The organism is Luxibacter massiliensis, assembly GCF_900604355.1.
In the GTDB taxonomy this organism is placed as follows: Bacteria; Bacillota; Clostridia; order Lachnospirales; family Lachnospiraceae; genus Luxibacter; species Luxibacter massiliensis.
Window position 1 is genome coordinate 2107045 of record NZ_UWOE01000001.1, and the last position, 14190, is coordinate 2121234.

General features: G+C 47.0%; 12 protein-coding genes. 3 read left to right on the forward strand and 9 right to left on the reverse strand.

Annotated features, from left to right (window positions below; translation table 11 throughout):
* Positions 1 to 60: 60 nt before the first annotated feature.
* Complete coding sequence (locus EFA47_RS09765) at positions 61 to 930, reverse strand: AraC family transcriptional regulator (protein ID WP_122643095.1); 870 nt, start codon at positions 928 to 930, stop codon at positions 61 to 63.
* A gap of 286 nt (positions 931 to 1216) precedes the next feature.
* On the opposite strand from EFA47_RS09765, the gene EFA47_RS09775 reads away from it, so the two are divergent.
* The 3 genes from EFA47_RS09775 to galT are packed head-to-tail and all read left to right on the forward strand — an operon-like array spanning position 1217 to position 4904.
* Positions 1217 to 2383: a galactokinase gene (locus EFA47_RS09775; protein WP_122643097.1), complete on the forward strand. Its 1167-nt coding sequence runs from the start codon at positions 1217 to 1219 to the stop codon at positions 2381 to 2383.
* Between the two features lie 29 nt (positions 2384 to 2412).
* On the forward strand, positions 2413 to 3411 hold the full coding sequence (gene galE / locus EFA47_RS09780) for a UDP-glucose 4-epimerase GalE (RefSeq protein ID WP_122643098.1): 999 nt from the start codon (positions 2413 to 2415) through the stop codon (positions 3409 to 3411).
* Between the two features lie 2 nt (positions 3412 to 3413).
* Positions 3414 to 4904, forward strand: a complete 1491-nt coding sequence (gene galT, locus EFA47_RS09785; RefSeq protein WP_122643099.1) for a UDP-glucose--hexose-1-phosphate uridylyltransferase — start codon at positions 3414 to 3416, stop codon at positions 4902 to 4904.
* A gap of 150 nt (positions 4905 to 5054) precedes the next feature.
* Here the strand turns inward: galT and EFA47_RS09790 are convergent, their stop codons facing one another.
* The 8 genes from EFA47_RS09790 to EFA47_RS09830 form a co-directional block, all read right to left on the reverse strand.
* Positions 5055 to 6140 carry an ABC transporter ATP-binding protein gene (locus EFA47_RS09790; protein ID WP_122643100.1) on the reverse strand — a complete coding sequence of 362 codons (1086 nt, stop codon included), beginning with the start codon at positions 6138 to 6140 and terminating at the stop codon, positions 5055 to 5057.
* Between the two features lie 2 nt (positions 6141 to 6142).
* Complete coding sequence (locus EFA47_RS09795) at positions 6143 to 6889, reverse strand: HAD family hydrolase (protein ID WP_122643101.1); 747 nt, start codon at positions 6887 to 6889, stop codon at positions 6143 to 6145.
* Complete coding sequence (locus EFA47_RS09800; protein WP_122643102.1) at positions 6882 to 8393, reverse strand: CehA/McbA family metallohydrolase; 1512 nt, start codon at positions 8391 to 8393, stop codon at positions 6882 to 6884. The genes EFA47_RS09795 and EFA47_RS09800 overlap by 8 nt, the downstream gene beginning before the upstream one ends.
* Positions 8383 to 9681, reverse strand: coding sequence for an ABC transporter substrate-binding protein (locus tag EFA47_RS09805; protein ID WP_122643103.1), 1299 nt, complete (start codon positions 9679 to 9681; stop codon positions 8383 to 8385). Before EFA47_RS09805 ends, EFA47_RS09800 begins: the two co-directional genes overlap by 11 nt.
* A gap of 38 nt (positions 9682 to 9719) precedes the next feature.
* The gene (locus EFA47_RS09810) at positions 9720 to 10556 is read right to left on the reverse strand and encodes a carbohydrate ABC transporter permease (protein WP_122643104.1); all 837 of its coding nucleotides are present in this window, start codon (positions 10554 to 10556) and stop codon (positions 9720 to 9722) included.
* A 14-nt stretch (positions 10557 to 10570) separates the two neighbouring features.
* Positions 10571 to 11452, reverse strand: a complete 882-nt coding sequence (locus EFA47_RS09815; RefSeq protein WP_122644491.1) for a carbohydrate ABC transporter permease — start codon at positions 11450 to 11452, stop codon at positions 10571 to 10573.
* 342 nt (positions 11453 to 11794) lie between these two features.
* Entirely contained in the window at positions 11795 to 12406 is a 612-nt protein-coding gene (locus EFA47_RS09825) for a flavin reductase family protein (RefSeq protein ID WP_122643106.1), read from the reverse strand.
* A gap of 26 nt (positions 12407 to 12432) precedes the next feature.
* Positions 12433 to 14085, reverse strand: coding sequence for a putative manganese-dependent inorganic diphosphatase (locus tag EFA47_RS09830; RefSeq protein ID WP_122643107.1), 1653 nt, complete (start codon positions 14083 to 14085; stop codon positions 12433 to 12435).
* Positions 14086 to 14190: the final 105 nt, after the last annotated feature.

Sequence of the window (14190 nt, forward strand, 5' to 3'; positions counted from 1 at the left end):
TGGCGGCTGCCGCGGGGGTCTGATCCCCCGGTGCTTGCATCGCTGGTAATTTGATGCCCCCTATGCCTGCATCGGGGTCTTTGACTTAAGGGTTCCCATGCCGCCCTTTTCCCTGTATTGCGTGGGCGTCACTCCCACCTGCTTTTTGAAAGCCTTAGAAAAGTACAGATTATTTTCAAACCCCACAGAGTAGGCCACTGCTGACACAGAAAGGCTTGTCTCTTTTAACAGGCGGCTGGCCTGGCGGATACGGAATTCACTCAAATATTCCTTGGGCGACTGGCCCAGGCAGGTCAGGAAAGAACGGTACAGATAACTCCGGCTGATTCCCACATAGGATGCCACATCTTCCACCGTAATTGGATAGGAATAGCTGGTCGATATGTAGTCCTCGGCCTTTTCCACATAGGCCAGCCGTATATTTTTGACAGGCTCTGACCGGGATGCATACTGCATAAACGCAGCCAGCAGGGTATAAAGGGCCCCCGCCATGGCCACTGCCGCCTCATAGCTGTTCCCTTTCACTTCATAGATCTTGTTCAGCCGGTCCCTCAAGAGTTTCCCCGGGGGGCCGGATTTTTGAATATAAGGTGCCTCTCTCGTAAAATCTGTGGCCTGGATAATAGGCGCGGCGTCTGTCCCCATGAAGCCGACCCAGGCATATTCCCATGGATTTTCCCTGTCTGCAGAGTACCTAACCTCTGTGTCCGGAAACAAAATAAAAGTATCGCCTGCAGACAGCCGGTATGTATTTCCATTTACACTGTAGGTGCCGCACCCTGAAAGAATATGGTGGATACAGAAATGGTTCCTGATTCCCGGCCCCCACTGATAAAAAGGTTCGCACTTCTGATACCCCACATTGTACACAGATAAGGATGTCAGGAGTTTCCCCCCTACTTTATATGAATATTTATATGAATCTTTCATCTCTCACCTCACGTTATAGCCTGCATTTTTTACAGGCTGCTTTTTTATAGCCAATCTTTCCACAGTTTCCTTTTTTATCCCGATATATGGCATATGCCGGCGCCTTAGCCAAGTTAAAATCAGTATACTCCTTTTCCTGCCGGTGTCAATACAGAGGATATGTATTTCCCGCAACATAATTACATATATTTGCACGGATTTTTTATATACATCCAGCGCTTTCCTGTCTATAATAAAAAGTAACATGAAATTCAGAAATCAAACAGAAGGAAAGTGAGGAATTTCTATGAGAAAAAAACTGACGGCAAAATTTAAAGAGCTCTTTGGGAGCGCTGAAGGTACCAAACTTTATTTTTCCCCCGGGCGTGTCAATTTAATTGGCGAGCACACCGACTATAACGGCGGCCATGTATTCCCCTGCGCCCTAACCCTGGGCACCTACGCCCTGGCACGGAAAAGGGAGGATCGCCTTATGCACTTTTATTCCATGAATCTTGACAATTTCGGCATTGTGGAGGCGTCAGTTGATGACCTTGCCAACAAGGCAGAATATGGGTGGGCCAATTATCCCCTGGGCATTGTCTGGGCCTTCGCCCAGAGAGGCATCCGCTTAAAGTCTGGATTTGATATGGTCATATGGGGCAATATCCCCAATGGTTCCGGCCTCTCCTCCTCTGCTTCCCTGGAAGTCCTCACAGGCCTGATTTTGACCGATCTTTTTGGCATTGACACACTCTCCATGACTGACTTAGCCTTAATCGGGCAATACTCAGAAAATCATTTTAATGGCTGCAACTGCGGTATCATGGATCAGTTTACAGTAGCCATGGGAAAGAAGGGCCACGCCATCTTCCTTGACACTTCAAACTTAAGTTTCCAGTATGCCCCAGTGGAGCTTGAAGATGCTAAAATTATTATCACAAACAGCAAAGTGAAACACAGCCTGGTAGATTCCAAATACAATGAACGCCGCCAGGAATGTGCAGACGCCCTGGCGGCCCTCCAGGAAGAATTAGATATCCACTCTCTGGGTGACTTAGATATGGATATTTTTAATAAATTTAAAGAAGCCATACATGACCCTGTACAGGTACAAAGGGCCAGACATGCTGTCTCTGAAAACCAGCGTACAATTGAAGCCGTCCGGGCATTGAAGGATGGAGATATAAGCAGCTTCGGCAAATTAATGAACCAGTCTCATATCTCACTGCGGGATGACTATGAAGTCTCCTGCCCCGAGGTAGATACTCTGGTAGAACTGGCCTGGGCCATTCCCGGCGTTATCGGTTCCAGAATTACGGGCGGCGGATTTGGAGGATGTTCAGTGAGCATCGTGAAGAATGACGCTATAGATACATTCATTGACACAGTGGGCAAAGCCTACAAAGAAAAGGTAGGCCATGAAGCTGATTTCTATACAGTAGAGATCGGGGACGGGGCGCATAAACTCTAATAACCAGTATTCAGAAAGGCGGTAGCAACATGTCTGTATTAGTATTAGGAGGAGCCGGGTACATCGGCTCACACACAGTTTACGAACTGATTGACAAGGGAGAAGATGTGGCCATAGTGGATAATCTGGAAACAGGCCATATTGAAGCAGTCCATCCAAAGGCACGATTTTATCAGGGGGATATCAGGGACCGTGCTTTTGTAGACTCTGTTTTTGAGAAGGAGCCTGTTGACGCAGTCATCCATTTTGCAGCAAACTCCCTGGTAGGCGAGAGTATGTCCAACCCTCTGAAATATTACGACAATAATGTCTGCGGAACCAAAGTGCTTCTGGAATCCATGATTGCCCATGATGTCAAAAAAATTGTCTTTTCCTCCACCGCCGCCACCTACGGTGAACCGGAGAATATCCCTATACTGGAGCAGGACAGAACCTGCCCCACCAATACATATGGGGAGACGAAGCTGGCCATGGAGAAAATGATGAAATGGACAGATATGGCCCACGGGTTAAAATATGTGGCCCTGCGCTATTTCAATGCCTGCGGGGCACACGAAAGGGGCTGCATCGGCGAGGCACACAGTCCAGAGACCCACCTCATCCCACTGATCCTGCAGGTTCCTCTGGGGCAGAGAGAATACATCAGCATATTTGGTGATGATTATGATACTAAAGACGGCACCTGTATCCGTGACTACATCCACGTGACAGACCTTGCGCAGGCCCACATTCTGGCAGTGGACTATCTTATGAAGGGCGGGCAGAGCAATACCTTTAATCTGGGGAACGGCGTAGGTTTTACTGTGCGGGAAGTCATTGAGGCTGCCCAGGAAGCGACTGGTCTTGCTATTGCCGCAAAGACAGCGCAAAGGAGGGCCGGCGACCCGGCAAGGCTGATTGCATCCAGTGATAAGGCAAGATCTGTCCTTGGATGGAACCCCCAGCACGCAGACTTAAAGGAGATTATTTCCTCTGCATGGAAATGGCACAGTGGGCACCCCCATGGTTTTGAGTCACAGGAGGTGTAGATATGTTTTATGAAGCAGTTAAAAAGCTTGTGCAGTATGGTATTTCCACTGGACTCACACCGGAATGCGAAAGGATTTATACGACCAACCTCCTGCTGGAGCTTTTTGGTGAACATGAGTATGAAGATACAGACTGCGACATGTCCTGTATAAAGCTGGAAGATATTTTGAAAGAACTTCTTGACGAGGCATGCAGGCGGGGAATGATTGAGGATCATATTACAGACAGAGATTTATTTGATACAAAGCTGATGAACTGCCTGCTGCCCCGCCCTGCACAGGTACAGCACACCTTCTGGGGCCTGTATGAGCATTCACCAAAAGCTGCCACAGACTATTATTATACATTCAGCCAGGACAGCGACTATATCCGCAGATACCGGGTAAGAAAGGATATACAGTGGACTGTAGAGACCATCTATGGGACATTGGATATTACCATCAACCTATCCAAGCCGGAAAAGGATCCCAAGGCCATCGCCGCGGCCAGGAATGCTAAAGCATCTTCCTACCCCAAATGCCTGCTTTGTATGGAAAATGAAGGTTATGCAGGCCACATGAACCATCCGGCCAGGGAGAACCACCGGATTATCCCCGTCACCATCAACCAAAGCCGCTGGGGGTTCCAGTACTCCCCCTATGTATACTATAACGAGCACTGTATTGTTTTTAACGGTGAGCATATCCCCATGAAGATAGATAAGGCCACATTTTGCAAGCTGTTTGACTTCGTCAAACTATTTCCTCATTATTTTCTTGGTTCCAATGCAGATCTGCCTATTGTGGGGGGATCCATTTTAAGCCATGACCATTTCCAGGGAGGAAATTATACCTTTGCCATGGCCAGGGCGCCCATTGTTGAGCGCTTTACTGTGCCTGGCTTTGAAGATGTCACTGCTGGGATTGTAAAGTGGCCCCTCTCTGTCATCCGCTTACAGGGTGAAGATGAAAGCCGGCTGATCGGCCTTGCCGACCATATCTTGAAAAAATGGAGGGGGTATACGGATAAGTCTGCCTTTATATTTGCCGAGACAGAAGGCCAGCCCCACAATACCATCACCCCTATCGCCCGGATGCGTGACGGCCTGTATGAGCTGGATCTGACCCTGCGCAACAATATCACCACCGATGAGCATCCCCTGGGAGTATACCATCCCCACGCCGGACTGCACCATATCAAAAAAGAAAATATTGGACTGATCGAAGTCATGGGACTGGCAGTCCTCCCCTCACGCCTGAAGGGAGAAATGGAGCTGTTGGAAGAATATATACTGGAAGGCAAAGACATCCGAAGCAGCAATATCCTCGCCAAACATGCAGACTGGGCGGAGGGGTTCCTCCCCCATTACCCAGATATCCATGCCGGAAATATTGGAGATATCCTAAAACAAGAAATAGGCAAGGTATTCTGCCAAGTACTGGAGGACGCCGGCGTCTACAAATATACAAAAGAAGGCAGAGAAGCATTTTTCCGTTTTATATCTGCGCTTTAAAATTTTACAGGGCAGGACTTGCAGATCTATATTATGTCCCGCCCTGATGCCGCCGGCCTAAATACTTCCAGGCCAGAATATTTACGGGGCGCCCTCTCTCTTCCCTGAGAGGGCGCCCCTATTCTATCCCCAGGCTCAGTTCCCCTGGTTTCATATTCTTGTCTGCCTGCCTGCATCGAATAAATGGATTCTTTCTCTTCTAAAGGACAGTCCTGCGCTGTCCCCTCTTTTAAGCCGGATGTCCGGAGTTGTCCTGACCGCCACATCTTTTCCTTCATAATCAAAGTAAAGATATGCCTCTGCCCCCAGCATCTCATATACTTTTATCTCATGCTTTATGCCCCCTTCATTAAGGAGCATATCTTCAGGCCTTACACCGATTATGACCTCCTCCCCCATATAGCCTTTTCTGCGTACTCTTTCTGCCATAGCTTCCGTGAGGTCCACAGATATATCCCCGGTCCGCAGGCGTACCCCATACTCTCCGCCCCGGCAGCATTTTCCTTGAAAGAAGTTCATGGGGGGCGTTCCGATAAAACCAGCTACAAATACATTGGCCGGTTCATTATACAGCTGTTCTGGTGATGCAACTTGCTGGATGACCCCCTCCCTCATGACAACTATTTTTGTTCCCAGGGTCATAGCCTCTGTCTGGTCATGGGTGACATAGATAAACGTAGAATGCAGGCTGCCATAGAGCTTTAATATTTCTGCTCTCATCTGCGTCCTCAACTTTGCATCTAGATTAGATAAAGGTTCATCCATCAGGAATATTTTAGGGTTCCTGACAATGGCCCTACCCATTGCAACCCGTTGCTTCTGTCCCCCTGAAAGTTCCCCCGGCTTTCTGTCCAGCACTTCCTCAAGACCCAGGATTTTGGCAATTTCCTCTGCCTTTTTCCTGCGCTCCTTTTTGGGTACCTTTTTCAGCCTGAGGCTGTAAGACATATTTTCAAAAACTGACATATGTGGGTAGAGGGCATAATTCTGGAAAACCATGGCTATATCACGGTCCCATGGCTGCACCTGGTTCATGGCCTTGCCGTCAATAATCAACTGCCCGTCCGAGATCTCCTCTAACCCCGCAATCATCCGAAGTGTCGTGGACTTGCCGCAGCCGGAGGGCCCTACAAAGATGACAAACTCCTGGTCCTTAATATCCAGATTAAAATCTTCCACTGCAGTGACACCCCCGTCAAATCTCTTATATACATGTTTTAACTGAATATCAGCCACATTTATTCCTCCTGTCTGTTTTGAAGCTCTTTGAGAAAAGCAGGCAGCCCTTCCACGGACGCAAGTATATAGTCCGCCTCTTTTCCAAAATCTTCCCTTTTACTTACGCCACTGAGGACGCCAATCCCTATCCCGCCGTTTTGTCTGGCAAACACCATATCATTACAGGTATCTCCCACCACCGCAATTTCCTCAGGTTTTAAAGAAAACTTTTCCTGGAATTCCTGAAACATATCAGAATAGGGTTTTGGACGCTTTACGCCATCGTCCGCCCCAATATAGTCAAATTCCGCCAATATGTTAAGTGACTCAAGACATTTCAGGGCGCTGTAAAGGGTGTCCGCCGTGGCCAGTCCTATGTAAATCTCCATCCTCTTTAACTTCTCCAGAAGCACTTTAAGATCTGCTGTTTCTATGTAACATACGTCATCACCTGATATGTATTGGGTAAACATGCCCTCAAGCTGGGCGCCTATTTCCCGCACGCTTATGGAGATATTCTTTTTACTCAGGGCCTTCTCCAGATCTTTTGCAATTTCTGCATAGGATTTGTATGCCAGTCCACCTTTGGGATCTGCCTTATTATTTTTAATCCCCATGGCCTCCATAATATATTCCCTCATTTCTCTGTCTTCCGGCATACTGTTCTTCCTCAGAAATTTTCCTGTGACTTCTTCTGCCGCCCCCAGCCACAATGAAAAAAAGTCCACAAGCGTCCCATCTTTATCAAATAAAATTCCTTTAATCATTTTCTGATCCTTCTGCTTTTTTTAGTATTTCCCCAAAGGTTTTAAGCTTTGGCACTTTATTCCCCCTCCAGACTGGGTTTACATACCCTAAAAAATCCCCGCCGCTGCTTCTGGCCTCTAATCTGAACCACTGCCAAAGAGTTTCCGCAAGATCCAGCTCCGCCCGTATACTGTATATGCCGGGTGATGGGTTTGCCACAGGCAGCTTTTTATATTCTCCGTCCAGTACAAGAAAAATATCCGGTTCCTGATCCAGTCCTGTCACTTCTGCTTTATATATAACTGTACAAGCACGGTCTGTGATCCTGCTGCCGGGCAGATATTTCTCCCTGCCCACATATATTTCTGGCTCTATCCGGCAAAACCTGGTGACGCATATGTGTCCCTCCTTCACGGATTCCATTAGGTTTCTGGGGGTAAGGGAAGGGCAAAATACCCATGTCCCCGGATCCCCTGCCGCAGAGGGCAGAACAGCCCCCTCATACAGTTCATTTTCCAGATTATGTGAATCGCTCCCCCCGATTCCCCATATACGGTGCCCCTCCTTCCAGACTGTATCCAGAAATCGAATCGCCATGTCATTGGAGGGCGGCCCGTCGGGATAGGTAGGGTCATTTATGATCTCAATGCAGTCAATATCCTGCATTTTTGTCTGGGAGTACCGCCACCTCCATATTGTCAGGAATGGATGGTTTATACTTAAGATCCATCCCTCCTGCTTTGCCTGGAAAATCACATCTTCTACATAAGAATCTACAATTGCCTCACCATTGTGCGCCACAATATCAAAAATTCTTTCCGGCATTTTCTGGATGCCAAATACATTCATATGCCCTTTGTCTGTTGTGACTTCAATGCCCGGAAGGATGCAAAGGCTGGTCTTACACCACCCCGTGTGCATCAGATTATGTTCCGTAGGGACATAAAAATCCATTTCTACCTGCTCTGCCCTATGCACTGCACTGGCAATGCTTTCCTTCCCATCAGAAAGTCTTGTATGTGTATGGAAATCTCCTTTATACCACCTTTTCTCTTCGCCATACACCTTATCCCACATGTACTTCTCTTCAGATATACAGAGTCCCTTTGCTACCCAGCATTCACCATCTATGGGGTCAGATATCTTCTCCTTTTTATCTGAGACTATGACTGTAATTTCTTCTGTCCGCTCCCCCAATGTATGCTCCACATATTCTGTAAAAATACCCAACCCAATTCTCCAGCTTCCTGCCTGTATCCTGCCTGGCACACCTCCGATTGTCGTATCCTGTACACTTTCCCCGATTCCCAGTCTTTGCTCCCCATACCCTAAAAGCTTCTGAAGCCGGATATTTATGTCTGGATCTTCTGCCAGGATAAAACCCATGTATCTGAGTTCTCCGGGTAATACCACATCTATATGTAACTGAGTTGCTGCACATGGAATGTCTAAAGATTCCATGTGCAGCTTATGACTAGCTTTCCCGATTTTAAATATAATACGCTCTTCCATCTTACAATGCATCCAATGCTTCCTGAGCCGTTTTACATGCCTCGTCAAGGGCCTCCTGTGCGGGCGTATTCTCCAGTTCTACCTGATCCGCTGCAATAGAAAGTGCGTCCAGGATTTTACCTCCTGTAGGATCCTCCAAAGCCGGCGTCCCGTGGGCAGCCTGGCTAAGAGGCACGAGGGCCTGTGGGTTTTTCTCCGTATAAGCCTTAAATTCATCTACTTCCTGCGTTGACTCCCTCACTGCCACATACCCTGTTGCCATAGACCATTTCGCCTGATTTTCTGGCGTTGTAAAATATTTCATAAATTCATATACACCCTGTTTTTCTTCCTCTGAAGAATTTTCCAGCATTACAAGCTGAAGGGCGTCTGCCGTAGGTGCCGAGGGACTGTTATTGAATCCTGGCTGCTCCATTGCCCCGACAATACTAAAATCCAGGTCTGCCTGGTCTCCTGATGAGCCTGTATAACCCCCTGCTTTATTCTGGAGGACATCATCAATGGTTGTATACCAATATTCCCAACCCTGTCCGCCGGAATTTACCTTCATAATCTTGTCATCATGGATCCATGTGCGGAAGCTCTCCCATACCTGCACCCACTCTTGCGAATTAATCAGCGCAGTTTTCCCATCATCGCTGACTAAGGCGGCTCCGTTGCTCAATGCTGCATCTATCAGGTTTGCAGAACCCCACATGGGTTCCCATCCTATGAAGGAGCCGTCTTGGGCAGTCATTTTTTCTGCCGCCCCTGCCAAGTCCTGCCATGTCTCAATAGACGCCGGGTCAATGCCTGCCTTTTCAAATGCGGCCTTGTTATAATAAAGAACCTGGGTTGTGCCATATGCAGGCAGCGCAAATAGCTTTCCCTCTTTATCCAGTCCCTGCTCATAAAAGACTGACAGATAATCCTCCTCCGGAAATTCACTGTCTGCTTCAATAAATGGGTTTATGTCTGCTACCAGGTTTTTAGATGACAGGTTTCTTGATTTATCCGTATCCAGCAGGGCCATATCCGGCGCCTTCTTCCCTGCAATGCCTGCCTGCAGCTTCTCATATGTCTCAGTGTAATCCGCCTGGGTGGTTGTATGTACTTCATACTCCTCCTGTGATTCATTGAAAGCATCTACAATTTCCTGAAAAACATTGACTGCTGTCTTCCCCCCTGAATACCACAAATCCAATTGTATCTTTCCATCTTCTGTCCTCGCTGTCTCTGCCTTGGCGGTGTCCGCGCAGCCTGTCGCCGCAGACATTCCAAGTGCACATACTAATAATGCTGCTATTACTCTTTTTCTCATAATCTTCTCCTTGATTTTTAATTTATATGTAAGAGGGATTATCCCTTCATACCCGTATCTCCGCCGATCCCATTGATAAACCATTTCTGGGTGAATGCAAAAAGTATCAGAAGCGGCAGTACAATCAGCGTGCTTCCAGCCATTACAAGGGGCCATTCTGTCCCATAGGCGCCCCCCTCAATAAAAAATTTCCTAAGTCCCTGCGAGACAAGCATCTTTTCATCTGAATCCGTTATCAGGGAAGGCCACATATAATTGTTATAGCAGGTTATAAAATTCATCAGGCCAAAAGTAATAAAGGATGATTTTGTCATGGGGCAGACAACCCTCCACAAGATTTTCCAGTGGTTGGCGCCGTCAATCCTGGCGGCCTCGATTAACCCCGCCGGCACCTGCATAAAAGCCTGCCTCAAAAGAAAAATGCCAAAAATACTCACACAGTTTGATAAAATCAGTCCGGTAAAAGTATTTAAAAGATTTACATTTGCCAGAATAATATAGCTGGGAATATAAGACGCTGCTGTGGGAAGCATATAGGTTCCCATAATTACTGCAAACAGTATCTTCTTCCCCTTAAAGCGCATAAATACAATGGCATACGCAAGCATTGCCCCTGTCACAATCTGCAGGGCCAGCGTAATAAATGACACATACAGGCTGTTCCCCACATATTTAAGCAGAGGGGAATTAAAAATAACCTCATAAAAATTCTGCCACTGAAATTCTGCTGGAAAGAACGCACTTACGTCCATAATTTCTGCCTTTGTTTTTAGCGCGCTTAATACCATCCAGATAAACGGAAATATTGTAAAAATGCTGAAAACCAGCAGAATGACGCCCTTTCCGGCCTTCTCTATCCCTGTTCTTATTCTCATATCCGCCCCTCTTTCTAATAATGAACCCATTTCTTCGATGCCGTGAACTGTATGACAGACAAAAGCACTGTAATGCCTATCATGACAATCGCCACTGCCGTGGCCTGTCCCATATTAAACTCTTCAAAGCCAAGCTGATAATACATGTACAGCAGAGTCCTGGTACTCCCTGACGGGCCTCCCTGTGTCAGGATCTGTATCTGGTCATAGGCCTGCAGGGAAGTAACCATTGTAATAATCACAAGAAAAAAGGTGGTCGGCGAAATACAGGGAATTGTCACATCCCGGAACCTCTGCCATCTCTTTGCCCCGTCCAGTCCGCTGGCTTCATACAGCTCTCCCGGAACTTTTTCCAGGGCAGAAAGATAAAATATCATAGCATATCCCAGGCTCTTCCATACTGTCACAATGACTACTGCCAACATGGCCGTATCCGAACTTTTAATCCACTGGAGCGCCGGGAGGTGGAAAAAGTTAAGTACCGTATTTGCGGCTCCTGTGCCAGGGTCATAGATCCATGTCCATACAATGGACACTGCAACTGTAGGTGTAATCCATGGGGAAAATAAAATAAATTTTATAATTGAGCTTCCTTTAAATGCCTTCTGCATCAAAAGAGCCAGCAATAACCCAAGCACAATCGTGGGAATTAATGTCCCCAAAGTAAATACTACTGTATTCCAGAGGGCATCGTAAAACCTTGTATCCCTAAACAGGGCGCTGAAATTGTCAAAAAGTACGAAATTATATTCAGGAGACATATAGTCCCAGTCTGTAAAGCTGATATATACAGATCTCAATATAGGATAAATCCAGAATACAATAAGCGGAATTAAAGCTGGCAGGACAAATAACGAAGCGCTGCCTATTTGTTTAAATTTTATGCTACCTTTCATAATCTTCCCTTTCCTGCCCCGGTATTCATCTGCCCAGAGCATGTTTGACATTATAAACAGGGGTTTTAAATATCTCTTCAATATCTTGTAAAAACACTGTAAAAATTTTTCCCATCCCTTACATGCCCACAGAATATGATAGGAACGGGTTTTATTCTTAAACCATATATCAGGGCACACAGAACGGCAGGGCGTATAAGGAATTCCATCTTATACGCCCTGCCGTTCTGTATTATGATCCAATTTGTATTCTGCACCAGGGTAAAAACACCGGCTGCTTTTTCCCCCTAACCGGCCATATGGGCAGCATCAGCGCACTGGCCCACAATCGGTGGGGTCCGTTCATCTTCTGCCCTTACTGTGCCTGCCCTTCTTTTTCGGCCTGCTGTTTTTCTTCCTCACACTCCCCCCGAAAGTCCCCAGTGTCCTGCCAGTCCCCAGGTACTCCCCGTGGGAATACACAAGCAGTCCCGACTTATTCAATTCGAATGTATTCTCTGCATTCATAAAGGAATCGTCGATCCGCACCGCAGCCACTTCTGCCAGAAACATGTGGTGGCTCCCGAGTTCCTGTACCTCTGTCACTCTGCACTCAATATTCACCGGACTCTCCTGAATGCAGGGCGCATATTCTAATACAGAGGAAGCCTCCTTAGTCAGTCCTGTTTCCTTCCATTTATCCACATCTCGTCCAGACCGGACCCCACAGTAATCTACAGCCTCTGCCATCTTTTCAGTTGCCAGATTGATGACAAATTCCTTTGTGTCACATATCATCTGATAGGAATGGCGCTGGGGCCTGACAGAAATATAAGCCATAGGGGGATTGGTACAGACCGTCCCTGTCCATGCAATTGTCAGGATATTTGTATCCCCTGCCTTATTGCCCGCACTTACCATCACAGCAGGAAGGGGATAGAGCATATTCCCCGGCTTCCATATCTGTTTTCCCATGCCTGCCTCCTTTCCTCTCCTGCTTGTTACTGCTGCAGCGCCCCTACCAATGTGGGAACGAGCTGTTTCTTCCTGGATACAACGCCTTTCAGAAGAATATCTTCCGTATCCTCCCTCAAATCAAAGGCCGAAATTATCTTATCTCTGGCGTCAGAGCCACAGCAGAGCAATTCTGATGACTCTGTAATTATATTGGTCAGCATAAAGAATACCATATCCAGCTTATGGGACTTTCTGGCCCTGTCCAGATGGGGGAGCACATCGGCTTTTATATCCTGGAGCTCCTCTGCGCTCATGGAGTTCACCTGTCCCACCCCAATAACTGTCTCGTTTACTGTAAACTGCTTGAAATCCAGGAATATAATTTCCTCCGGACTCTTGCCTTTCAGGTTGCTGCCTGCATGGAACATTTCCAGCGCCAGCTCTTCAATATTAATCCCAGCAATCTGTGCCAGCTTCCTGGCAGAGGCCTCGTCTAAAGCCGTGCACGTAGGTGAGCGGAACATCAGCGTATCTGATATGATCGCAGAGCAGAGAAGGGACGCTGTCACAGAATCCACCTCCACTCCCTCTTCCTGATACATCTGGTAAACAATGGTGGCAGTACACCCCACGGGCTGGTTTCTGAAAAATACGGGGCCCATAGTTTCAATGCTGCTAAGCCTGTGATGGTCGATGATTTCAAGCACATCGGCCTCCTCAATACCATCCACGGCCTGGTTCTTTTCATTATGGTCCACAAGAATGACCTGCTTTTTTCTGCTGTTGAGCAGCCGCCTCCTGGATATGAATCCGAGGAAATTCCCCTTATTGTCCACAATAGGGAAGTCACGGAATCTCTTATGTGCCATGACATCTTTCACGTCGTCTACATAATCACGCATTTTAAAAGTAATCAGGCTGTCCTTTGTCATAAAATGGCGTACCGGGATACTCTGGTTAATCTGCCTGGCCACAGTAAACGTATCATGGGGAGTGGTAATAATTACGATTTCTTTCTTCCTGGCCTGCTCCATAATATCATCTGGAACCCCGGCCCCCTGGCAGATTACCATACAACCCACATTCAGGTCAATTGCACATTGCTGTGCCTCTCTTCTGTTTCCCAGTATAACCAGGTCGTCCTTTTCAATAAACTCAGACATTAGATCCCGGCTAGATGCCGCAATTCCCACTTTTCCTTTTAGAAGGTAACTGTGGTCATTTCCAATGACCACTTTTCCCCCAATCGTGGAGGCTATATTTCTGTATTGTGTCCTGGCCGTTGAGAGTATCGTACTGTCGTATACATCCATATAGGATGTAGCAATATCCCCGATTGTAATCAGTCCCTCTAACTTCCCTTCTCTTGTCACCGGCAGTGTCTTAATATTCATCTCTTTCATCCTTGCCCAGGCAGTCTTAATTGAAACACTTCCGCTTAAGCCTTCAATTTTCCTCAATTCTACATCCTTAACCTGTACACGGAGATCTGAGAGCAGGGCGGGCACTTTCACTTTAAACCGTTCCAGTACATACTGAGTCTCCTCATTGAGCTGGCCGGCCCTGCGCGGAGTATGTTCTTTTCCTGTTACCTGGTTCTTAAGGTTTGCATAGGCAATTGCAGAACAGATTGAATCTGTATCCGGATTCTTGTGGCCCACCACATATACCCTTGTCTTATTTACTCTATTTTCCATCCTTATTTTCCTTTTCTTAATTCATACTAAAACCTGGCCCTAAATCCAAGGGCCGAAAACCTGTTTGCCGTCTATCTGCCCCATATTATAGGACTAGACTTCCCT

Coding starts and splice junctions, on each gene's coding strand:
- EFA47_RS09825 (WP_122643106.1), bottom strand. CDS start 12,406: ATGGGAAAACAGATATGGAAGCCGGGGAATATGCTCTATCCCCTTCCT.
- EFA47_RS09810 (WP_122643104.1), bottom strand. CDS start 10,556: ATGAGAATAAGAACAGGGATAGAGAAGGCCGGAAAGGGCGTCATTCTG.
- EFA47_RS09830 (WP_122643107.1), bottom strand. CDS start 14,085: ATGGAAAATAGAGTAAATAAGACAAGGGTATATGTGGTGGGCCACAAG.
- EFA47_RS09815 (WP_122644491.1), bottom strand. CDS start 11,452: ATGAAAGGTAGCATAAAATTTAAACAAATAGGCAGCGCTTCGTTATTT.
- EFA47_RS09765 (WP_122643095.1), bottom strand. CDS start 930: ATGAAAGATTCATATAAATATTCATATAAAGTAGGGGGGAAACTCCTG.
- EFA47_RS09795 (WP_122643101.1), bottom strand. CDS start 6,889: ATGATTAAAGGAATTTTATTTGATAAAGATGGGACGCTTGTGGACTTT.
- galE (WP_122643098.1), top strand. CDS start 2,413: ATGTCTGTATTAGTATTAGGAGGAGCCGGGTACATCGGCTCACACACA.
- EFA47_RS09775 (WP_122643097.1), top strand. CDS start 1,217: ATGAGAAAAAAACTGACGGCAAAATTTAAAGAGCTCTTTGGGAGCGCT.
- EFA47_RS09800 (WP_122643102.1), bottom strand. CDS start 8,393: ATGCATTGTAAGATGGAAGAGCGTATTATATTTAAAATCGGGAAAGCT.
- galT (WP_122643099.1), top strand. CDS start 3,414: ATGTTTTATGAAGCAGTTAAAAAGCTTGTGCAGTATGGTATTTCCACT.
- EFA47_RS09805 (WP_122643103.1), bottom strand. CDS start 9,681: ATGAGAAAAAGAGTAATAGCAGCATTATTAGTATGTGCACTTGGAATG.